A 21,180-nucleotide genomic window follows, 5' to 3' on the forward strand; every position below is an offset into this window, starting at 1 on the left:
GCTGTCGCTATCGCGGGCAAGCCCGCTCCCACAGTGATTTGAGGTGTAAATACAATTTATGCCACCCAGTAGATCCCTGTGGGAGCGGGCTTGCCCGCGATGAGGCCAGACCTGCTGGCCCCTGACTTGGGTTACTCGCTGAACGCCATCCCATGCTTCTCTTTGGTGGTTTTCACCGCCTCCAGCACCGCCAGCAAGCAATCATCACGATAGCGCTCCAGCGCCGAGATGCTGTGGTTGCCCAATTGCTCGCTGGTGCCATCCACCACGTCGTCGATCAATTTGTCGGTCAGCTCCGGTGCTGGCAGATACGTCCAGGGCAACTGCAACGCCGGCCCGAACTGCGCCATGAAGTGCCGCATGCCTGCGTCGCCGCCCGCCAGGGTGTAAGTCAGGAAGGTGCCCATGAACGACCAGCGCAGGCCCGCGCCAAAACGTATCGCATCGTCGATTTCACCGGTGGTCGCCACGCCATCGTTGACCAGATGCAACGCCTCACGCCACAACGCTTCGAGCAAACGGTCGGCGATAAATCCAGGTACTTCCTTGCGCACATGCAACGGGCGCATTCCTAAAGATTCATAGACTTTCATTGCCGCCTGAACTGCTTCTGGCGCAGTGTTTTTGCCCCCGACCACTTCCACCAATGGCAGCAGGTAAACCGGGTTGAACGGGTGCCCGACCACGCAGCGTTCCGGGTGGGTCGAACTCTCGTAGAACTCGCTCGGCAACAGCCCCGAAGTACTGGAACCGATCAAGGCATTGGGCTTGGCCGCGGCGCTGATTTTGCTGTGCAATTCCAGTTTCAGGTCCAGTCGTTCTGGTGCACTTTCCTGAATGAAATCCGCATCGCGAACGCATTCTTCGATGGTGGCGACAAAGCGCAGACGATCCTGCGACGCGCCGGGTGCCAGGCCTTGTTTCTCCAGTGCGCCCCAGGCATTGGCGACGCGTTTGCGCAACGCCGCTTCGGCACCGGGCGCCGGATCCCAAGCCACTACATCGAGGCCGTGGGCGAGGGCGCGAGACACCCAGCCGCTGCCGATGACACCGCTGCCCAGAGCTGCGAAGGTTTTGATATCAGTGATAAAGCTCATGAATGCTGTCCTGAAGATTGGTCGAGAAACCTGTGGGAGCTGGCTTGCCTGCGATGGCGGCGTTCCTGTCACAAGAGATGTGGCGGATGTACCGGCCTCTTCGCGAGCAAGCCCGCTCCCACAGATAAGGTGTAGGTTCGGGTTAACCGCGCTTGGTCAGGCCCATTTTTGCCCGGCCTTCAGCTGGGGTCAGAACACGGGCGCCGAGGCGGCTGAGGATTTCCGAGGCGCGTTCGACCAGTTGGCCGTTGGTCGCCAAAACACCCTTGTCCAGCCACAAGTTGTCTTCCAGACCGACCCGCACGTTGCCGCCGAGCAGAACCGCTTGCGCCGCCATTGGCATCTGCATGCGACCGATGCCGAACCCAGCCCAGACCGCATCGGCCGGCAGGTTGTCGACCATGGCTTTCATGGTGGTGGTGTCGGCCGGCGCGCCCCACGGGATGCCCAGGCACAGCTGAAACAGCGGGTTATCGAGCAGGCCTTCCTTGATCATCTGCTTGGCGAACCACAGGTGACCGGTGTCGAAGATTTCCAGCTCGGCCTTCACGCCCAGCTCTTGAATGCGTTTGGCGCCAGCACGTAGCTGTGCCGGGGTGGAGACGTAAATGGTGTCGCCGTCGCCGAAGTTCAGGGTGCCGCAATCCAGCGTGCAGATTTCCGGCAGCAGTTCTTCGACGTGGGCCAGACGGGTCAGTGGGCCGACCAGGTCGGTGTTCGGGCCGAACTCCATCGGGTTCTCGCCCGCGCCGATTTCCAGGTCGCCGCCCATGCCGGCGGTGAGGTTGACGATGATGTCGACGTCGGCCTCGCGGATGCGCTCCATCACTTCGCGGTACAGCGCCACGTCACGGCTGAACTTGCCGGTTTGTGGGTCGCGAACGTGGCAGTGGACCACGGTGGCGCCAGCCTTGGCGGCTTCCACGGCGGCCGCGGCGATTTGTTTCGGGGTGACCGGCACGTGTGGGCTTCTGGCGGTCGTGTCGCCAGCACCGGTGAGTGCGCAGGTGATGATGACGTCGTGGTTCATGAGGCGGGTTCCTTGCAGGCGAGAATTTTAGGTGTGGCTTAGGTGTGGCTCAGGGCGTGACGATTCCGTTCGCAGCCCGCATCGGGCTGCGAATCGGTGATTCATTTCAGGTTTATTTACTGGTCAGTTTCAGGTTTTCAGCAGCCGGTTTGCCATCGAAGGTGGTCACGCCTTCGAGCCAGCGTTGCTTGTCTTGCGGGTGATCCTTGAGCCATTGCTTGGCCGATTCAAAAGCGTCCTTGTGATCCAGCAGCGGCTGCATCATCCGGCTCTCGTCTTCGGCGGTGTAGGTCAGGTTGCTCAGCAAACGACCAATGTTCGGGCATTGCTCGGCGTATTTCGGCGCGGTGACCGTCCAGACGGTGGCCATGCCTTCGTTCGGGCCCAGAGCGTCTTCGCTACCGGTGAGGTAAGTCATTTGCACGTTGACGTTCATCGGGTGCGGCGCCCAGCCGAAGAACACCACGGCTTCCTTGCGCCGCACGGCGCGATCCACCGCCGCGAGCATGCCGGCCTCACTGGACTCGACCAACTGGAACTTGCCCAGGCCAAACTGGTTCTTGGCGATCATCGCCTTGATCTGGGTGTTGGCGCCCGAGCCAGGCTCGATGCCGTAAATCTTGCCGCCCAGTTCTTTTTCGAATTTGGCGATGTCAGCGAAGGTTTTCAGGCCTTTGTCGGCGAGGTAAGTCGGAACGGCGAGGGTGGCGCGAGCATCCTTGAGGCTTGGTGCTTCAAGCACTTTGACCTGCTTGGCCTCGACAAACGGCGTGATGGTCTGCGTCATCAGCGGGTTCCAGTAACCGAGGAACAAGTCCAGGCGCTGGTCACGAATCCCGGCGAAGATGATTTGCTGGGAGGCGCTGGTCTGTTTGGTGTTGTAGCCGAGGCCGTCGAGCAATACTTGGGTCATGGCGCTGGTGGCGATTACGTCGGTCCAGTTCACTACACCCATGCGCACGTTCTGGCACGACGCGGGTTCGGCCGCCATGACACTGGCGCTCAAGAAAGCGGTACCGCTGAGTGCAAGAACACAGCTGCTGATCAGTCGTTTCATGTCGGGTTCCTCGGCAGGTCGTTATTGTGGGTTCCGGCATCTTTGTGTGCCGGTGATGCCAAGTTACGCAGCTGAGCCCCCGTAAAAACGCACTGCGGCGACCAGCTCTTGCACTGCAGCGACCTGCGCTCTTGAATGCCGCCGGTAAGTGGCGTATCAACGTCCACACGCTTCCCGCCCTCTCGCTACCTGCCATCGAGTGCGCTCCATGTCCCAGGATTTCTACTTCTTGTTGATGCCGGGTTTTTCGGCGATCGGTTTCATCTCGGCCATCGAGCCGCTGCGGGTCGCCAATCGCTTTCGCGGTGAGCTGTACCGCTGGCATGTATTGAGCGCTGATGGCGGGGCGGTTTTGGCCAGTAACGGCATGTCGGTCAACGCCGATGCGGCGCTGGAACCCCTGAAGAAAGGCGCGACCTTGCTGGTAGTCGCCGGTTTCGAGCCACTGAAATTCACCACCCCGGCGCTGGAGCACTGGCTGCGCCGCTTGGACAACGAAGGCGTGACCCTCGGCGCCATCGATACCGGCAGCTTCGTCCTCGCCGAAGCCGGCCTGCTCGACGGCCATCGCCTGACCCTGCACTGGGAAGCCATCGACGCCTTTAAGGAGTCTTATCCACAGCTCAGCGTCACTCAGGAGCTGTTCGAGATCGACCGTCGGCGCATCACCTCCGCCGGCGGCACAGCCTCCATCGACCTGATGCTCGACCTCATCGGTCAGGCCCACGGCCCGGAACTGGCGATCCAGGTCAGCGAACAGTTCGTACTCGGGCGCATCCGCCCACGCAAAGACCACCAGCGCATGGAAGTTGCCACGCGTTATGGCATCAGCAACAAGAAACTGGTGCAGGTGATCGGGGAGATGGAACAGCACAGCGAACCGCCGCTGAGTACCCTGGAGTTGGCGGAATCGATCAAGGTGACCCGGCGTCAGCTGGAGCGCCTGTTTCGCCTGCACCTGAACGACACGCCGAGCAATTTCTATCTGCGGTTAAGGCTGGAAAAGGCGCGGCAGTTGTTGCGTCAGACGAACATGAGTGTGCTGGAAGTGAGCATCGCGTGCGGGTTTGAATCGCCGTCGTATTTCACCCGCAGTTATCGGGCGAGATTTGAGCGGTGCCCGCGTGAAGACCGACGTACGGCTAAAGCTTAATTCTGACGACACCCGAGAAACCTGTGGGAGCGGGCTTGCCCGCGATGAGGCCGGCACATTCAATGTTGATGTTGACTGACACGCCGCCATCGCGGGCAAGCCCGCTCCCACAATGATCTGTGTTGATGAGAGAAAATGTTACTTCTTCATTAACACCGAGCAGGCCGCTTTGTAAGCCTCATGCTGATACTTGTTCAGCGTCTCCGGCAGTGCAAAATCGAACTTCTTGTTCTGCGCATTGATGGTCTGCGGCGACAGCAACGTCACCTCGCAATTTTCCAGCAGCTGGAAAATCCCCTCGATCTTGAACGTGGTCGGCCCACCGGCGAACTCACCTTTCTTGCTGCGTTTCTTGATCGCGATCCGGTCGATGGAGTTCTCGCGAACAAACGACGCCACCTGAGCGGCGAAGACTTTGACATTGGCGGCTTCGTCGTCCTCGTCGAGGGCGATTTTCTTCGTGGCGAGGGCGACGTGACTGAGCGCCTGACCGTCGAGGGAGGCCACGGCGATGATCGCTTCACTGCCTTTGATTTCGATACCGCAGATTTTCATTTCAATCCCTTTTCCTGATGCGGGCGTTCAGCTTACAACTCTAGTTGGTTGGCGGTGATGCCAAAAGCTGCGGCAATTTTTTCACGGGTTGCCTTGCGGGGCCTGGCGACCGTCTCTTGCTGGGCGAAAGCCGGTTGGGAAATGCCCATGCGCTTGGCCACTTCATCCTGCGTAAGGTTCAGGTGTTCGCGCCAGGCGCGAATGGGCGTCGCGCCATCGACGATGCGACTGACCACTTCGTGGGGGATCAGATCGGGCTCGATCTTCTGCGCCACATACTGCGCGTAAGGAATGACCACGAACGCCGGTTTTCCCTCCGCATCGTTGATGATTTGAATCTCAGTAGGTGCGTTCATCGCGTTTTTTGACCTCTTGAATACTGACCACTTTGATCGCGCCATCCCAGTCGAACATGACCCGATAACTACCGACTCGCAGTCGATAGGCGTAGTCATGACCAACCAGTGCTTTGACGTTGCCTACATCAGGCATGCCAGCTAGCGCCGTGATGGCATCACGAACCTGGATCTGATGAACGGAATGCAATTTCAAGAGCTGCTTAACGGCCTTTCGAGTCCAGTGAATGCTGTTCATGGGAGAATATAAGTCTTTTATAAGATTTGCTAATCTTTGCTTATATTTTTCAGGTGGCCAACAAACGATATTTGTCGGGATATTGCTCGAGAAAGCTGGTTTAACCCTTACCCGGCGGGAGTTGTAGGCTTGCTCGGTGAAGCCTGTGGGAAAGGTCTTGATTGAAGGTAAAAGCTGGTAGGGCTACCAGCTTTCGACGGACGATTCAGGATCACTCCTGCCCAATCGTCTCCAAAAACTCCGACCGCTCGTCACTCATCCGCGCCACGCAATCGTTCTGCGCAATGGTGAACGCTTTGCTACCGCTGGTCGCCGGAAATGCGTCCACTGCGCAATCGGCGTCCCGGGTTTTCAGCCATTGCTGTTGCGCGGTTTTGATTTTGGCGGTGATGTCGGTCAGTTGCGCCTTGTTGTTGCCGTAAAGCGTTTGCATGCGCTCGGTCAGGCTTTGATAGTTGTCGCTCAGCAGCTGTTCGGCGGTGGTTCTGCTGTAGGCCGAGCACTCCAGGGTCTGGATTTCGTTTTCGACAGCGTCGCAGGGATTGTCGTCGGCCTCTTCAGCTGCTTGTACGCCAGTCGCTATGAGTGCCAAAGCCAGGAAGATCGATTTCATTGCGCCGCCGCCCCTTAATTCAGTAATGCATCCAGTGATGCGGCGAATTCTGGCCCAAGCGGACGGGCTTGAACAGGTAGGCGATGACGCCTGTTGACGACCCTTTGTCGCGGATTGACGCTTTCGGCAAACCCTCTGTCGTTTTTGCACCCGGCTGCCCCCTCCCTCAGGCATATGCTGGCCCCAAAGCGCCGGCACACGATTCGGCGCATGAATCGCTAATAGGGGACAGCCTGATGAGCCCAGCCGAATTGCACGCCGACAGCATCGTTATCGACGGGCTGATTATTGCCAAGTGGAACCGCGAGCTGTTTGAAGACATGCGCAAGGGCGGTCTGACTGCGGCCAACTGCACCGTGTCGGTGTGGGAGGGCTTCCAGGCCACTGTCAACAACATCGCCGCCAGCCAGAAGCTGATCCGCGAGAACAGCGACCTGGTGATTCCGGTGCGCACCACCGCCGATATCCGCAAGGCCAAGGAACAGGGCAAGACCGGCATCCTCTTTGGCTTCCAGAATGCTCACGCGTTTGAAGACCAGATCGGCTATGTCGAGGTCTTCAAGCAGCTCGGCGTCGGTATCGTGCAGATGTGCTACAACACCCAAAACCTGGTCGGTACCGGTTGCTACGAGCGCGATGGCGGCCTGTCGGGTTTCGGTCGTGAAATCGTTGCCGAGATGAACCGTGTCGGGGTTATGTGCGACCTGTCCCACGTCGGCTCGAAAACGTCCGAAGAAGTCATCCTCGAATCCAAGAAGCCGGTCTGCTACTCCCACTGCCTGCCGTCGGGTCTGAAAGTTCACCCGCGCAACAAATCCGATGAAGAACTGAAGTTCATCGCCGATCACGGCGGTTTCGTCGGTGTGACCATGTTCGCGCCGTTCCTGGCCAAGGGTATCGATTCGACCATCGACGACTACGCCGAAGCCATTGAATACACCATGAACATCGTCGGCGAAGACGCCATCGGCATCGGCACCGACTTCACCCAGGGCCATGGCCAGGACTTCTTCGAATACCTGACCCATGACAAGGGCTACGCCCGCCGTCTGACCAGCTTCGGCAAGATCATCAACCCGCTGGGCATCCGCACCGTGGGCGAGTTCCCGAACCTGACCGAGACCCTGCTCAAACGCGGCCATTCCGAGCGGGTGGTGCGCAAGATCATGGGCGAGAACTGGGTGAACGTCCTCAAAGACGTTTGGGGCGAATAAGCCACCGCACCTCTGAATCCTTTCCCTCGGCCGTCCGTGCCGGGGGCAACAAAACGAATTTTCTGGAGTTAAGTTTCCATGGCCAAAATCGCCCCGCAATTGCCAATCGAAGTCGACAGCGAAACCGGTATCTGGACTTCCGACGCCCTGCCGATGCTGTACGTGCCGCGCCATTTCTTCGTCAACAACCACATGGGCATCGAGGAAGTGCTGGGCGCCGACGCCTACGCCGAAATCCTCTACAAGGCCGGCTACAAGTCCGCCTGGCACTGGTGTGAAAAAGAAGCTGAATGCCACGGCCTGGAAGGTGTCGCAGTGTTCGAGCATTACATGAAGCGTCTGTCGCAACGCGGCTGGGGCCTGTTCAAGATTCAGGACATCGACCTCGACAAAGGCACCGCCAGCGTCAAGCTCGAACACTCCGCATTTGTCTACGTGTACGGCAAGGTCGGGCGCAAGGTCGACTATATGTTCACTGGCTGGTTCGCCGGCGCCATGGACCAGATCCTGGCTGCTCGCGGCAGCAAGATCCGTACAGTCGCCGAGCAAGTCTACGGTGGCTCCGAAGAAGGCCACGACGACGGTTTGTTCACCGTCAAGCCGTTGTAAGTCGAGGACCCCGCCATGGCTTTCGAAGCAATGTTCCAGCCGATCCAGATCGGCAAACTGACCATCCGCAACCGCGTGCTCAGCACCGCGCACGCCGAGGTCTACGCCACCGACGGCGGCATGACCACCGACCGGTACGTCAAGTATTACGAAGAGAAAGCCAAGGGCGGGATCGGCCTGGCGATTTGCGGCGGTTCCTCCAGCGTGGCCATCGACAGCCCGCAAGGCTGGTGGAAGTCGGTCAACCTGGCCGACGACCGGATCATTCCGCACTTCCAGAACCTGGCCGACGCCATGCACAAGCATGGCGCCAAGATCATGATCCAGATTACCCACATGGGCCGACGTTCGCGCTGGGACGGCGAGCATTGGCCAACCCTGCTGTCGCCGTCGGGCATCCGTGAGCCGGTGCACCGCGCGACCTGCAAAACCATTGAGCCGGAAGAAATCTGGCGGGTGATCGGCAACTACGCCAGCGCAGCGGCGCGGGCCAAGGCCGGTGGCCTGGACGGCGTCGAACTGTCCGCTGTGCACCAGCACATGATCGACCAGTTCTGGAGCCCGCGCGTCAACAAGCGTACCGACGAATGGGGTGGCAGCTTCGAAAACCGCATGCGTTTCGGCCTGGAAGTAATCAAGGCTGTGCGCAAGGAAGTCGGTCCGGACTTCTGCGTCGGCATCCGTCTGTGCGGTGATGAATTCCACCCGGATGGCTTGTCCCACGAGGACATGAAACAGATCGCCAAGTACTACGACGACACCGGCATGATCGACTTCATCGGTGTCGTGGGCTCGGGTTGCGACACCCACAACACCCTGGCCAACGTTATTCCGAACATGAGTTATCCACCGGAGCCATTCTTGCATTTGGCCGCCGGTATCAAGGAAGTGGTGAAGGCTCCGGTGCTGCATGCGCAGAACATCAAGGATCCGAACCAGGCAACCCGTATTCTGGAGGGCGGTTACGTCGACATGGTCGGCATGACCCGCGCCCACATCGCTGACCCGCATTTGATCGCCAAGATCAAAATGGGCCAGGTGGACCAGATCAAACAATGCGTCGGCGCCAACTATTGCATCGACCGTCAGTACCAGGGTCTGGACGTCTTGTGCATTCAGAACGCCGCGACTTCCCGTGAATACATGGGCGTGCCGCACATCATCGAGAAGTCGACCGGTGTGAAGCGCAAAGTCGTGGTGGTCGGTGCCGGTCCTGCCGGGATGGAAGCGGCTCGCGTGTCGGCCGAACGTGGCCACGATGTGACCCTGTTCGAGAAGAAGGAATTCATCGGCGGGCAGATCACTACCGCGTCGAAAGCTCCACAACGGGACCAGATCGCCGGTATCACTCGCTGGTTCCAGCTTGAGCTAGCGAGGTTGAAAGTCGACCTGCGCCTGGGCGTGGCGGCGGATGCGGCGACCATTCTCGACCTGCGTCCGGACGTGGTGGTACTCGCCGTCGGCGGTCATCCGTTCCTGGAGCAGAACGAACACTGGGGCGCGGCTGAAGGCCTGGTGGTCAGCAGCTGGGACATCCTCGACGGTAAGGTTGCGCCGGGCAAGAACGTGCTGGTCTACGACACCATCTGCGAGTTCACCGGGATGTCGACGGCCGACTTCCTCGCCGACAAGGGCAGCCAGGTCGAGATCGTCACCGACGACATCAAACCGGGCGTGGCCATCGGCGGTACGTCGTTCCCGACTTACTACCGCAGCATGTACCCGAAAGAAGTGATCATGACCGGGGACATGATGCTGGAGAAGGTCTACCGCGAAGGCGACAAGCTGGTGGCGGTGCTGGAAAACGAATACACCGGCGCCAAAGAGGAGCGGGTGGTGGACCAGGTGGTCGTCGAGAACGGCGTGCGTCCAGACGAAGAAATCTACTACGCGCTGAAGGAAGACTCGCGCAACAAAGGCCAGATGGACATCGAAGCTTTGTTCGCGATCAAGCCTCAGCCTTCGCTGAGCCAACCAGGTGACGGCTACTTGCTGTTCCGCATTGGCGACTGCGTGGCCCAGCGCAACACCCACGCGGCGATCTATGACGCGCTGCGGTTGTGCAAAGACTTCTAACGGCTTGCACATGACCCTGTGGGAGCGGGCTTGCCCGCGATAGCGGTGGGTCAGTCAATGCAGATGTGACTGACAGAATGCAATCGCGGGCAAGCCCGCTCCCACAGGAACCGAGTCAGGCATCTCGACCTGCAAGACCCTGCGGTCTTTGGGAGCTCCACATGTTGAACACCCTTCTTCCAATCCTGTTGTTCGCTGCCTTGGGCCTGGCTGTCCTGGGCGCGTTGCGGCGGGTGGCTATGTGGCGTCAGGGCCGGGCTTCGAAAGTCGACCTGATCGGCGGTCTGTTCGCCATGCCCAAACGCTACATGGTCGATTTGCACCACGTCGTCGCGCGGGACAAATACATCGCAAACACCCACGTCGCCACGGCCGGTGGTGCGGTGGCGTCCATTGTGCTGGCGATTCTGGTGCATGGCTTTGGCCTGCATAACCGCATCCTCGGTTACGCACTGCTGCTGATGTCGGCGGTGATGTTCGTCGGCGCGATTTTTATGTTCCTGCGCCGTCGCAACCCACCGGCCCGTTTGTCCAAAGGCCCGTGGATGCGCTTGCCGAAAAGCCTGATGGCGTTCTCGGCATCGTTCTTCCTGTTGACCCTGCCGGTCGCCGGCATCCTTCCGGAAAACTTCGGTGGTTGGGTGGTGGCGGCGATCCTCGGCGTCGGTGTGCTGTGGGGCGTTAGCGAACTGTTCTTCGGCATGACCTGGGGCGGGCCGATGAAGCACGCCTTCGCCGGTGCATTGCACCTGGCCTGGCACCGTCGCGCTGAACGCTTTGGTGGCGGACGTTCCACCGGGTTGAAACCGCTGGACCTGAACGACCCAACCGCGCCATTGGGCGTGGAAAAACCCAAGGATTTCACCTGGAACCAACTGCTCGGCTTCGACGCTTGCGTGCAGTGCGGTAAGTGCGAAGCCGCGTGCCCGGCGTTCGCCGCTGGCCAGCCGCTGAACCCGAAAAAACTGATTCAGGACATGGTCGTTGGCCTGGCTGGCGGTACTGACGCCAAGTTTGCTGGTAGCCCTTATCCAGGCAAAGCAATTGGCGAACACAGTGGCAATCCGCATCAACCAATCGTCAACGGTCTGGTGGACGCTGAAACCCTGTGGTCCTGCACCACTTGCCGTGCCTGCGTCGAGGAATGCCCGATGATGATCGAGCACGTCGACGCCATCGTCGACATGCGCCGCCATCTGACCCTGGAAAAAGGAGCAACCCCGAACAAGGGCGCCGAAGTCCTGGAAAACCTGATTGCCACCGACAACCCGGGCGGCTTCGCGCCGGGCGGGCGGATGAACTGGGCAGCGGATTTGAACCTGAACCTGCTCAGCGAGAAGAAATCCACCGACGTGCTGTTCTGGGTCGGCGACGGTGCCTTTGACATGCGCAACCAGCGCACCCTGCGCGCCTTCGTCAAAGTACTGAAAGCAGCCAAGGTCGACTTCGCGGTGCTGGGGCTTGAAGAGCGCGACAGCGGTGACGTGGCACGACGCTTGGGCGACGAAGCGACCTTCCAGCTGTTGGCCAAACGCAACATCCAGACCCTGGCCAAGTACAGCTTCAACCGCATCGTCACCTGCGATCCGCACAGTTTCCACGTGCTGAAAAACGAGTACGGCGCCTTCGACGGCAACTACCTCGTGCAGCACCACAGTACTTACATGGCGGAGATCATTGGCGAAGGTGCCCTGAACCTCGGCCAGCACAAAGGCAGCAGCGTGACTTATCACGATCCGTGCTACCTCGGCCGCTACAACGGCGAATACGAGGCACCGCGTGAAGTACTGCGCGCCCTGGGCATCGAGATCAAGGAAATGCAACGCTCCGGTTTCCGTTCACGCTGCTGCGGTGGCGGTGGCGGTGCGCCAATCACCGACATTCCGGGCAAGCAGCGGATCCCCGACATGCGCATGGAAGACATCCGCGAAACCGGCGCCGAACTGGTGGCCGTGGGTTGTCCACAGTGCACTGCGATGCTTGAGGGCGTGGTCGAACCACGGCCGTTGATCAAGGACATCGCCGAACTGGTGGCTGATGCGCTGCTTGAAGACGCCGCGCCGGGAAAGCCATCGGCACCGGCCAAACGTGAACCTGCGGAGGTGCATTAATGAGCGACATTATCCGCCGCGACCCACGCGCCGAATGGATCGCCCGCAACCGCTTGCACCCGCTGCACGCGGCCATGCAACCGGCGCAACACAGCTGGATGGGGCCTAACGGCCTCATCCGCAAGAATCCCCATGGCATCGGTTTTATCGGCCCCAACGGTATCAAACGGATTGACCGCAGCGGCGCTCAGCAGGGCGGGGCGACCAAACGCTCGGCCGCGGTTGAAGTGCAATTGCCGCTGCATCAAGTGCCGCAACCTGCGTTTTACATCAGCGTGGTACCGGACATGGTCGGCGGCCGCTTGAGCAGCCACGACCGCGACTTGCTCGGCCTGGCTCATCAGTTGGCCGGCAAGGACGGCGCGGTATTGGCCGTGGTCTTCGGTGAGCACAAGGAAAACGCCTTCGCCACGGCTGGCGTGGATCGCTTGCTGGTGCTTGAGGGCGACGAATTCAGCGGTTATGCACCGGAACAACGCGTCCAGGGCCTGCGGGCTGTGGATAACCAGTTCAGCCCTCGTCACTGGTTGCTGCCGGACAGCCGCAGCGGTGGTGGCGAACTGGGTCGACGCTTTGCCGCCGCACTGGGCGAACGCCCGGCCACGCGGGTCTGGCAGGTCAAGGATCAGGAGTGCATCGGCCGCGCCGGTGCTGGTTTGCAAGACCTTGCACGTCCGGTCGCCCGCTTGATTCTGGCGGCTGCCGAATGCGCCGAACCGGTCAGCGAAACCCGTCACGAAGCGTTGCCGGTGGAGTTATCCACAGCGGTAGCACGCAGCCTGTCGCGGATCGAAGATCTGGGCGCGGTGGCGGTGGACCCGGCGGCGATTCCGATGGCCGAAGCAGAGTTCATCTTCTCCGGCGGTAACGGGGTCAAGGACTGGGGACTTTTCCACAGGACGGCCGAGGCGTTGGGCGCGACCGAAGGTGCGTCGCGAGTGGCGGTGGACGATGGCTTCATGGCCCGCGACCGTCAGGTCGGTGCATCGGGCACTTGGGTCACGGCACGGGTTTACGTGGCGGTGGGTATTTCCGGGGCGATCCAGCACCTGCAAGGCATCGGTGCCTGCGACAAGGTGGTGGCGATCAACCTCGATCCGGGTTGCGACATGATCAAACGGGCCGACCTGTCGGTGATCGGCGAGAGCGCCGAGATTCTTCAAGCCTTGATCGATGCGGTAGAGGCTTACCGCAATGAAGCCAAGCGCGATGCGGCTTAAGGAAAGGAAAGGGTTATGAGCACGAAAATCATCAGCCTGGTGTCCATCGGCGCCCACCCGACCTCCGGCCGGCCACGCCGCGCCGAGCAGGATGCGCGGGCGGTTGAACTGGGTTTGCAACTGGCTGGGGATAACCTGCAAGTGCTGCATGCCGGCGACGTCGCGGAACCGGCACTGCGCGCTTATCTGGGCATGGGCCTGGAGCAGTTGCATGTGCTGGAGCAACCGGAAGGTGCGGACGCGCTGCCGGCGTTGACCGCGTATTTGCGCGATGCCGGGGCGCAAGTGGTGCTGACCGGTAGTCAGGCGGAAACTGGTGAAGGCTCGGGCATGTTGCCGTTCCTGTTGGCGGAAAGCCTTGGCTGGCCGCTGGTGGTGGGTTTGGCGCAGGTCGAATCCATCGACGGTAGTTCGGCGCTGGTGCTGCAGGCCTTGCCTCGCGGCCAGCGTCGGCGCTTGAAAGTACGCCTGCCATTTCTGGCGACTGTGGATAACGCGGCGCCCAAGCCTCGGCAGAGCGCCTACGGCCCGGCCCGGCGCGGCGTGTTGCAGGCGGATGAAGTCGAAGTGATTGACGATGAACTGCTGGCGGTAGCCACGCTGCAACCGGCCAAGCCACGGCCCAAACGCTTGAAAGTGATCAAGGCCAAGAGCGGTGCAGACCGCATGAAGGCAGCGACGGCCAAGGCCAGTGGCGGAGGCGGGCAGGTGCTCAAGGGCGTGACTGCGCAGGCGGGTGCCGAAGCCATTCTCAAGTTGCTGATTGAAGAAGGCGTGGTTCGCTAACGGTCCTGTGGAGCCCGGTAAATGGCAATTGAGTTTCGTTCGGCCCTGCGCGCGGATGCGCGGGAGATTGCTCGCTTGTTTCAGATTTCATCAGAAGGTGCGGCGGATTACATCTGGAGCCAACTGGCGCAGCCTGGCCAGGACCTGCTGGAGGTCGGTGCCAGTCGTTACGCACGTGAAGACGTTGATTTCTCCTATCAGAACTGCCTGATCGCGCAAGCTGAGGGAAAGGTCATCGGCATGCTGCACAGCTACGCGATGCGTCACGATCCGCAGGCCGCTCCCGTGACCGATCCGGTCCTGGCGCCGTATGCCACGATGGAAGTCCCCGACACCCTTTATATTTCGAGCCTGGCCCTGCATGAGGGCTGGCGCAATCAGGGATTGGGCAAACAATTCCTCGCCTACGCCTACGACCGTGCCAACCGGTTGGGGCTCAACGGCTTGAGCCTGATCGACTACGCGGCGAACACCGGTGCCCGACGGTTTTATGAGCGCCATGGCTTCCGGATCGTCGATACCTGCCAGATCACGCCGCATCCGATGATTCGGGTCACGGGGGAAGCCTATTTGATGTATCGGCCTTAAGGCTGAGCCCTGTTCGTGTGGGAGTGGCGGTGCGGCGATCCCACACGGGTTCAGTGTCGAACATTGATTGTGTTCACACCAATGTTACCCACAATCCCTGTTAGCGCTTCTGTGGATAACATGTTCGCCCCTCGCTACACCCCATGCCCATCAAGCCCTCCAGCCTTCAGTACAAAAAACAACCAGCCTAACTCCCGGTTTTTTCGAGCTTTTTCCACAGAATGGCTTCGTTCGTAAGCCGATACTTGCCCCCAATCTCTGTTGGCGCTTCTGTGGATAAGATGTTCGCTGTCCGCTACAGGCTATATAAACCGTGGCTTTCAGTGAGTTGATCAAATAATGTTCAATTGGCCCTTTTCCCCCCCTGATCCTTCCGCAAACCCTGAATTCTCGCGGCTTTCAGCGGTTTTCCACAGAACCTGCAAAGTTGCCCCCAAAGTCTGTTGGCGCTTCTGTGGATAAGGTGTTCGCCATCCTCTGCACGTCATATAAACCGTGGCCTACAGGCTTCTGATTAAAAAATGATCAATGCTTGCGAAAAACCCTGCTTCTGGATAAGTCACGGTTTTTCTTGGTTTTTTGTGAATAAATTTGCCCCCTCATCCACAGTTGTCCCCAATAGCTGTGGGTGGAGATGTGGATAACTTGTTCGCTAAACCCTGCAAGCCACGGCCCCTATAGGCCACAACGCGATAGATCAGATTTCATACAGTTCTAAGGCACTTCTTGACTTCGATCTGTCGTCTGTCTTCACTCTCAGGGCACAAGGACCGCCGTCACTTATCCACATCTGGTTCAGGGAGAACGCGTGATGGATAGCCAGCCACATCGCTCGCACCCAAATCCCTGCACGACCTGTGTACCGACACCCGCGACCTTGCTGCGTAAGCGAATTCATCGTCGCGCCGCCAATCAGCGCGCTCGTCTATAGCGCCTGAAACCTTTCCCCATACCCTGACGCCACTGCCACTGAGGCCCGACCGTGCCCGGTGACCAGGCGTTCGTTCGTCGATCGATTGCAGGCAACCACAGAGTTGCCCATCTGCCTGAGAGGAAATGACCCATGACACGGATCGCCACGCCCATCAGCGACATCAAGGAACATTACGACGTGATCGTCATCGGCTCCGGCTACGGCGGCGGGATCGCGGCGTCGCGCCTGTCCCGGGCCGGCAAGCGGGTGTGCCTGCTGGAGCGAGGACGGGAAATCCAGCCCGGCGAATACCCCAATACGATGCTGGCGGCCACTGAAGAACTGCAAGTCCATGACCCGGACGGGCACATCGGTTCGCGCACCGGGCTGTTCGACTTGCACGTCAATGCCCAGCAGAACGTGGTGGTCGGTTGCGGCTTGGGCGGCACGTCGCTGATCAACGCCAACGTTGCGCTGGAACCGGAACCCGGTGTGTTCGACGACCCGCGTTGGCCACTGGCGGTGCGTGAACATCGAGACACGCTGCTCAAGGATGGATACGCCCGGGCTCGGGAGATGCTCAAGCCCAATCCGTATCCGAACACCGCGCCGAACCTGCCCAAGCTGGACGCCAACAAAAAGTCCGCGGATTACCTCAAGCAAGGCGCGCACTTCTACAAACCACCGATCAACGTGACCTTCGACAAACTGCCGAACAACCTCAACCATGTTGGCGTCGAGCAGCTGCCGTGCAACCACTGCGGCGACTGCGTGTCGGGCTGTAACAACAAGGCCAAGAACACCACGCTGATGAATTACCTGCCGGACGCCTGGAACCACGGCGCGGAGATTTTCTGCCAGGCCGAGGTGCGGCACCTGGAGCGCGACGGCGACGGCTGGATCGTGCATTTCCAATACCTGGACAGTGGCCGCGAGAAGTTCTCGGCACCGACGCTATTCGTCAAGGCTGACGTCGTTGTGGTTTCGGCGGGCACCCTGGGTTCCACCGAAATCCTCCTGCGTTCTCGGGACAAAGGTCTGGCGACGTCCGATCAACTCGGCGAGAACATGAGCGGCAACGGTGACATTCTCGGTTTCGGCCACAACTGCGACCAAGCGATCAACGGCATCGGTTTCGGCGCGCACCCGGCCAGTGAAATGAAACCGGTCGGCCCGTGCATCACCTCGATCATCGACATGCGCACCGAAGGCGACTGGCGCAGCCGCATGGTCATCGAAGAAGGCTCGATCCCCGGCGCGCTCGGCCGGCCCATGGTGCCGAGCATGGCGGCGTTCGCCGGGTTGATCGGCAAACCCACCGATGACAGCTTCAGCGGCAAGCTCAAGTACGCCGAGCGCGAAACCGAAAGCTTCCTTCGCGGCCCGTATCACGGCGCCCTGCATAACATGCAGACCTACCTGATCATGAGTCACGATGACGGCAAGGGGCGCATGGTGCTCGACAGTAAGGATCAGCTGCGCATCGACTGGCCGGGTGTTGGCGAGCAGGAAAACGTCAAACTCGGTAACGAGCGGTTGCACCAGAGCACCAAGGCATTAGGCGGGATCTGGGTCGAGAACCCGATCTGGACCGAGCTGCTCAAACACAGCATCGTTTCTGTCCACCCGTTGGGCGGTTGCGTGATGGGCGAGGACGCGGAGCAGGGCGTGGTCAATCACAAGGGCCAGGTGTTCAGCGGCGTCAGTGGCACCAATGTCTACGCCGGGTTGTACGTGACCGACGGCGCGGTGATTCCGACCTCCCTGGCGGTCAATCCGCTGCTGACCATCTCCGCCGTGAGCGAGCGCAACATGGGCCTGCTGGCTGCCGATCGCGGTTGGCATATCGACTACACGCTGCCCTCGGCGCCGCGCAAACAGGTGGCGCCGCCGACCCTCGGCGTGCAGTTCACCGAAACCATGAAGGGCTATTTCTCCAAAGACTTCACCCAGCCTCAGGGCACCGATCTCAAACTCTACGAGGCGGCGGCCAAACGCGGCGAGTCGGAGAACTCGCCGATCGAGTTCACCCTGACCATCACCGCCAACGACCTCAATCGCATGATCAAGGAGCCACAACACGCTGCGACGCTGGTCGGCACGCTCAATGCGCCGGGCCTGTCGCGGGAACCGCTGACCGCCAGCAATGGCGTATTCAACCTGTTCGAGGAGTATCAGGAACAGGTCGGCGTGCGGCACATGAATTACGACATGAAGCTGACCGCCGAGGACGGCAGCGATTATTACTTCAGCGCGTTCAAGACCGTGCCCGAAGACAATGGAGTGCTGAACGTCTGGCACGACACCAGCACCCTCTACGTGACGCTGTATCGCGGATCTGACAAGACCGGTGAGGTGATGGGTTCGGGTGTGATGCATATCCATCCAGCCGATTTCGCCAAGCAGATGACCACCATGAAGGTGCTCAACGCCCGCAACGAACGTGAGCGCGTTGAAGGGCTGGCACGGTTCGGCAAGTTCTTCGCCGGCATCTTGTGGGAGAGCTACGGCGGGGTGTTCGCCGGTGACATCTACTTCAACCCCGATGCGCCGCCGCGGCAGAAACGCCCACTGGATGCACCGACGCCGAGCGTGCATTTCTTCCAGACCGAAGACAGCGTCCAGCTACGCCTGACCCGCTATCAGGGCGGCAGCAAAGGGCCGGTGATGTTGGTGCATGGCTTGGGCGTGGGCTCGAATATTTTCTCCACCGACACCATCCAGACCAACCTGCTGGAGTACCTGTGCAAGCACGAGTACGACGTTTGGCTGCTGGATTTGCGGGTGAGCATTCTGTTGCCTGCGAGCAAGAAAGAATGGAACGGCGACCAGATTGCGCAGTACGACTTCAAGGCCGCCATCGCGCAGATCCAGCAAGCAACCAAGGCGGCGGACGTGCAGTGCGTGGTGCATTGCTACGGCGCTACGACGTTCTTTATGTCGCTGCTGGCCGGGTTGCAGGGCGTGCGTTCGGTGGTGTGTTCGCAGATTGCGGCGGATACGGTGGTCGCCACGGCAACCGGGCTCAAGGCCGGTCTGCACCTTCCGGGGATGCTCGACGCCATCGGCATCAAATCCCTCACCGCGTATGCCGACAACAAGGAGAGCTGGTTCAACAAGCTTTACGACAAGGCCCTCAACGGGTACGCCCGCATCGAGGCTCAAGGCTACTGCACCAACCCGGTGTGCCATCGCATCACCTTCATGTACGCGTCGCTGTACCGCCACGACACGCTCAACGAGACCCTGCATGACAACCTGCATGAACTGTTCGGCGAATCGAACATGCAGACCTTCGAGCACCTGGCGCTGATTCTGCGCAAAGGCCATCTGGTGGACTTCAAGGGCCAGGACGTCTACATGCCGCACTTCGACCGGCTGACCATGCCGATCTGCTTCATCAGCGGCGAAGACAATCAGTGCTACCTGCCGGAAAGCACGCTCAAGACCTATGACCGCGTGTGCAAAGTCCATGGGGCGGAGCGCTACAGCCGGCATGTGGTGCCGGGTTACGGGCATATCGACTGCATGTTCGGCAAGAATGCGGTGCTTGATGTGTACCCGATCATCCTGCAACACCTGGAGAAAACGGCTCTCGGCTAGCACTGCTCACCTGTGGCGAGGGAGCAAGCTCCCTCGCCACAAAAGCCGTGTGCTGACCTGGGATTGGTGACGACAAGGGAAATGGATGCCATGGACAGTTACATCCGCTGGTTTCAACGCTTCATCTGGCTAGGCATTGTGATGAACATGGTCTTCGCGATCCCGGCGCTGTTCGCGCCGGCGTTGCTGACCTCAATGCTCGGGATGCCGCCGCAGCTCTCCGATCCGTGGCTGGAAAACGCCGGCATGCTGCTGGTGGGGATCAGCCTGTTCTACATGCCGTCAGGCTTCAACGCACCCAGATACGTCGTGCATTCATGGCTGTGTGTGTTGTCGCGATTGGTCGCCGTGGCGTTCTGGATTTACCTGATCAACACCAGCAACCAGGCCCAGGTGTTCGTGCCGATGCTGCTGGGCGATCTGAGCATGTTCCTGATCCTCGGGACTCTGCTCTACCTGGGCAGCGCGCCGGCCAATCGGCCCTTGGCGTTGCTTCGCGACGGCTTGCATGAGTGGCGCGAGGCGTGGGCGCGACGCTGGCAGCGGCACAGCTTCAAGGCTGCCACGCTGGTCGTGGTACTGGCGCTGGGGTTTATCGGCTACGAAACCTGGTACCAGATGCTGCGGGTGGTGCCGGCAGAGCAATACGCCTCGGATGAGGACCACTACAAATACGGCGCCATCGGCCTGGGCATCGAAGCGCGGATTCCCTATTACCTGTTCGCCGTATTGCCGCAGATGTGCCCGGATAAACTGCCAAAACCCGGCGGCTACGAGGTCTTCGGTTTCCTCTACGAGAACGGCAAGGACCTGCCGATCGGCATGGCCAAGCGGCAGATCGGTTACCCGACCGTGGAGCCCAACTGCGCCCTGTGCCACACCGGTTCCTACCGGGCCAATACAAGTGACGTCGCCATCCCGGTGGCTACCGCGCCGGCCAATACCCTGCAACTGCAGGCCTTCCAGTGGTTTGCCTACAATTGCGCCAGCGACCCGAAATTCACTCCCGACGCGGTGATGACGGCGATCAACAGCAAGTTCCAGCTCGGGTTTTTCGAGCGCTTGTACAACCGCTACGTGATCATTCCGATGGCCACCAGCGCGCTGGTCAAGCAGAAGCAGGCCTATGCCTGGCAACGACTGCGCGCACCGCAAGGGCCGGGACGTACCGACACCTTCAACCCGACGAAAATGGTGGTGTTCGGCTTCCCGGATGACTCGACCATCGGCACCGTCGACTTGCCGCAAGTCTGGAACCAGAAGCCTCGGGAGTCGCTGTACCTGCACTGGGACGGCAACAATAACGACATCCATGAGCGTAACTACGCGGCAGCCATGGCCGTGGGCGCGACGCCCGAGTCGGTGTTGCCGGCCAGTTTCAACCGGGTGACCAACTGGTTGCTGGGCCACAAGGCACCGGCCTGGCCGTTCGCGCTGGACCAGGCCAAAGTCGCACGGGGTAAACCGGTCTGGGAAAACAACTGCGCCAGTTGCCATGATTTCGGCCGCACCGACACCGGTCAGGTCACCACCAGCATTGATGAACTGGGCACCGATCCCCATCGGCTTAACTCGTTCACCAATGGTTTAGTGACGGCTTTCCATGGCTTCAAGAAAGCACCGTTCGACTTTGGTGCCTATCGCAAAACCCAGAGCTACAGCAACACGCCCACCGACGGCGTCTGGTTACGCGCGCCGTACTTGCACAACGGTTCGGTACCGACCCTGTGGGACTTGCTGCAACCACCGGAAAAGAGACCGCTGGTGTTCTTCACCGGCTCCGATGTGTACGACCAGGACAAGGTCGGCTTTGTCACCAGTGGTGCGCAAATGAAAGCTTCGGCGGATTTCAAATACGACACCCGTCTGGAGGGCAACCACAACGGCGGCCATCTGTACGGCACGCAGCTGTCGGAACTCGATAAGCGGGCGCTCATCGAGTTCATGAAAACCCTGTGATT

General features: G+C 60.2%; 17 protein-coding genes. 10 read left to right on the plus strand and 7 right to left on the minus strand.

The features are described 5' to 3' along the window. Positions 1–131: 131 nt before the first annotated feature. From ACZ3HH_RS09800 to ACZ3HH_RS09810, 3 genes are all read right to left on the minus strand, one after another. Positions 132–1,097, minus strand: coding sequence for an L-carnitine dehydrogenase (locus tag ACZ3HH_RS09800; protein WP_465804228.1), 966 nt, complete (start codon positions 1,095–1,097; stop codon positions 132–134). A gap of 142 nt (positions 1,098–1,239) precedes the next feature. Next, a complete protein-coding gene (gene cdhC, locus ACZ3HH_RS09805) occupies positions 1,240–2,127 on the minus strand; it encodes a 3-dehydrocarnitine:acetyl-CoA trimethylamine transferase CdhC (protein WP_008008106.1) in 888 nt (295 codons plus the stop codon). Positions 2,128–2,239: 112 nt separating this feature from the next. Further along, positions 2,240–3,184: a choline ABC transporter substrate-binding protein gene (locus ACZ3HH_RS09810; RefSeq protein WP_465804229.1), complete on the minus strand. Its 945-nt coding sequence runs from the start codon at positions 3,182–3,184 to the stop codon at positions 2,240–2,242. Between the two features lie 208 nt (positions 3,185–3,392). Here ACZ3HH_RS09810 and ACZ3HH_RS09815 point away from each other — a divergent pair, with 208 nt between their 5' ends. After that, positions 3,393–4,337 (plus strand): GlxA family transcriptional regulator, encoded by a 945-nt coding sequence (locus ACZ3HH_RS09815; RefSeq protein WP_465804230.1) that lies wholly within the window; start codon positions 3,393–3,395, stop codon positions 4,335–4,337. A gap of 138 nt (positions 4,338–4,475) precedes the next feature. On the opposite strand, the gene ACZ3HH_RS09820 is transcribed toward ACZ3HH_RS09815, so the two are convergent. The 4 genes from ACZ3HH_RS09820 to ACZ3HH_RS09835 form a co-directional block, all read right to left on the minus strand. Next, on the minus strand, positions 4,476–4,892 hold the full coding sequence (locus ACZ3HH_RS09820; protein WP_007907538.1) for a DUF3010 family protein: 417 nt from the start codon (positions 4,890–4,892) through the stop codon (positions 4,476–4,478). A gap of 32 nt (positions 4,893–4,924) precedes the next feature. Then, entirely contained in the window at positions 4,925–5,248 is a 324-nt protein-coding gene (locus ACZ3HH_RS09825; protein WP_465804231.1) for a helix-turn-helix domain-containing protein, read from the minus strand. Then, the gene (locus ACZ3HH_RS09830; RefSeq protein ID WP_123497261.1) at positions 5,232–5,486 is read right to left on the minus strand and encodes a type II toxin-antitoxin system RelE family toxin; all 255 of its coding nucleotides are present in this window, start codon (positions 5,484–5,486) and stop codon (positions 5,232–5,234) included. The genes ACZ3HH_RS09825 and ACZ3HH_RS09830 overlap by 17 nt, the downstream gene beginning before the upstream one ends. A 211-nt stretch (positions 5,487–5,697) precedes the next feature. Then, positions 5,698–6,099: a lysozyme inhibitor LprI family protein gene (locus ACZ3HH_RS09835; RefSeq protein WP_460144301.1), complete on the minus strand. Its 402-nt coding sequence runs from the start codon at positions 6,097–6,099 to the stop codon at positions 5,698–5,700. Positions 6,100–6,335: 236 nt separating this feature from the next. Between ACZ3HH_RS09835 and ACZ3HH_RS09840 the strand changes: the two genes are divergently transcribed. The 9 genes from ACZ3HH_RS09840 to ACZ3HH_RS09880 all read left to right on the plus strand — a co-directional run bounded on the left by ACZ3HH_RS09840 (position 6,336) and on the right by ACZ3HH_RS09880 (position 21,178). Then, a complete protein-coding gene (locus tag ACZ3HH_RS09840) occupies positions 6,336–7,313 on the plus strand; it encodes a dipeptidase (protein ID WP_007907542.1) in 978 nt (325 codons plus the stop codon). A 78-nt stretch (positions 7,314–7,391) separates the two neighbouring features. Beyond that, positions 7,392–7,922: a DUF5943 domain-containing protein gene (locus ACZ3HH_RS09845; RefSeq protein ID WP_052967365.1), complete on the plus strand. Its 531-nt coding sequence runs from the start codon at positions 7,392–7,394 to the stop codon at positions 7,920–7,922. A gap of 15 nt (positions 7,923–7,937) precedes the next feature. Further along, positions 7,938–9,998, plus strand: a complete 2,061-nt coding sequence (gene dgcA / locus ACZ3HH_RS09850; protein WP_465804232.1) for a dimethylglycine demethylation protein DgcA — start codon at positions 7,938–7,940, stop codon at positions 9,996–9,998. Positions 9,999–10,159: 161 nt separating this feature from the next. Next, complete coding sequence (gene dgcB / locus ACZ3HH_RS09855) at positions 10,160–12,109, plus strand: dimethylglycine demethylation protein DgcB (protein WP_465804233.1); 1,950 nt, start codon at positions 10,160–10,162, stop codon at positions 12,107–12,109. After that, the gene (gene etfA / locus ACZ3HH_RS09860; RefSeq protein ID WP_465804234.1) at positions 12,109–13,329 is read left to right on the plus strand and encodes an electron transfer flavoprotein subunit alpha; all 1,221 of its coding nucleotides are present in this window, start codon (positions 12,109–12,111) and stop codon (positions 13,327–13,329) included. Before dgcB ends, etfA begins: the two co-directional genes overlap by 1 nt. Positions 13,330–13,344: 15 nt before the next feature. After that, the gene (etfB, locus tag ACZ3HH_RS09865; protein ID WP_109635441.1) at positions 13,345–14,115 is read left to right on the plus strand and encodes an electron transfer flavoprotein subunit beta; all 771 of its coding nucleotides are present in this window, start codon (positions 13,345–13,347) and stop codon (positions 14,113–14,115) included. 21 nt (positions 14,116–14,136) lie between these two features. Beyond that, entirely contained in the window at positions 14,137–14,703 is a 567-nt protein-coding gene (locus tag ACZ3HH_RS09870; protein WP_465804235.1) for a GNAT family N-acetyltransferase, read from the plus strand. Positions 14,704–15,766: 1,063 nt separating this feature from the next. Further along, positions 15,767–19,219, plus strand: coding sequence for an alpha/beta fold hydrolase (locus tag ACZ3HH_RS09875; protein WP_465804236.1), 3,453 nt, complete (start codon positions 15,767–15,769; stop codon positions 19,217–19,219). 90 nt (positions 19,220–19,309) lie between these two features. Then, the gene (locus ACZ3HH_RS09880) at positions 19,310–21,178 is read left to right on the plus strand and encodes a c-type cytochrome (protein ID WP_465804237.1); all 1,869 of its coding nucleotides are present in this window, start codon (positions 19,310–19,312) and stop codon (positions 21,176–21,178) included. The last annotated feature ends 2 nt before the right edge of the window (positions 21,179–21,180 follow it).

Source organism: Pseudomonas sp. PME37.24/025, from assembly GCF_055556615.1.

What these genes read in the sequence shown, in the direction of transcription:
- etfB (WP_109635441.1), top strand. Translation starts at nt 13,345, where the DNA reads ATGAGCACGAAAATCATCAGCCTGGTGTCCATCGGCGCCCACCCGACC.
- dgcA (WP_465804232.1), top strand. Translation starts at nt 7,938, where the DNA reads ATGGCTTTCGAAGCAATGTTCCAGCCGATCCAGATCGGCAAACTGACC.
- ACZ3HH_RS09810 (WP_465804229.1), bottom strand. Translation starts at nt 3,184, where the DNA reads ATGAAACGACTGATCAGCAGCTGTGTTCTTGCACTCAGCGGTACCGCT.
- etfA (WP_465804234.1), top strand. Translation starts at nt 12,109, where the DNA reads ATGAGCGACATTATCCGCCGCGACCCACGCGCCGAATGGATCGCCCGC.
- ACZ3HH_RS09875 (WP_465804236.1), top strand. Translation starts at nt 15,767, where the DNA reads ATGACACGGATCGCCACGCCCATCAGCGACATCAAGGAACATTACGAC.
- ACZ3HH_RS09825 (WP_465804231.1), bottom strand. Translation starts at nt 5,248, where the DNA reads ATGAACGCACCTACTGAGATTCAAATCATCAACGATGCGGAGGGAAAA.
- ACZ3HH_RS09830 (WP_123497261.1), bottom strand. Translation starts at nt 5,486, where the DNA reads ATGAACAGCATTCACTGGACTCGAAAGGCCGTTAAGCAGCTCTTGAAA.
- ACZ3HH_RS09800 (WP_465804228.1), bottom strand. Translation starts at nt 1,097, where the DNA reads ATGAGCTTTATCACTGATATCAAAACCTTCGCAGCTCTGGGCAGCGGT.
- ACZ3HH_RS09820 (WP_007907538.1), bottom strand. Translation starts at nt 4,892, where the DNA reads ATGAAAATCTGCGGTATCGAAATCAAAGGCAGTGAAGCGATCATCGCC.
- ACZ3HH_RS09815 (WP_465804230.1), top strand. Translation starts at nt 3,393, where the DNA reads ATGTCCCAGGATTTCTACTTCTTGTTGATGCCGGGTTTTTCGGCGATC.
- ACZ3HH_RS09880 (WP_465804237.1), top strand. Translation starts at nt 19,310, where the DNA reads ATGGACAGTTACATCCGCTGGTTTCAACGCTTCATCTGGCTAGGCATT.
- dgcB (WP_465804233.1), top strand. Translation starts at nt 10,160, where the DNA reads ATGTTGAACACCCTTCTTCCAATCCTGTTGTTCGCTGCCTTGGGCCTG.
- ACZ3HH_RS09870 (WP_465804235.1), top strand. Translation starts at nt 14,137, where the DNA reads ATGGCAATTGAGTTTCGTTCGGCCCTGCGCGCGGATGCGCGGGAGATT.
- cdhC (WP_008008106.1), bottom strand. Translation starts at nt 2,127, where the DNA reads ATGAACCACGACGTCATCATCACCTGCGCACTCACCGGTGCTGGCGAC.
- ACZ3HH_RS09835 (WP_460144301.1), bottom strand. Translation starts at nt 6,099, where the DNA reads ATGAAATCGATCTTCCTGGCTTTGGCACTCATAGCGACTGGCGTACAA.
- ACZ3HH_RS09845 (WP_052967365.1), top strand. Translation starts at nt 7,392, where the DNA reads ATGGCCAAAATCGCCCCGCAATTGCCAATCGAAGTCGACAGCGAAACC.
- ACZ3HH_RS09840 (WP_007907542.1), top strand. Translation starts at nt 6,336, where the DNA reads ATGAGCCCAGCCGAATTGCACGCCGACAGCATCGTTATCGACGGGCTG.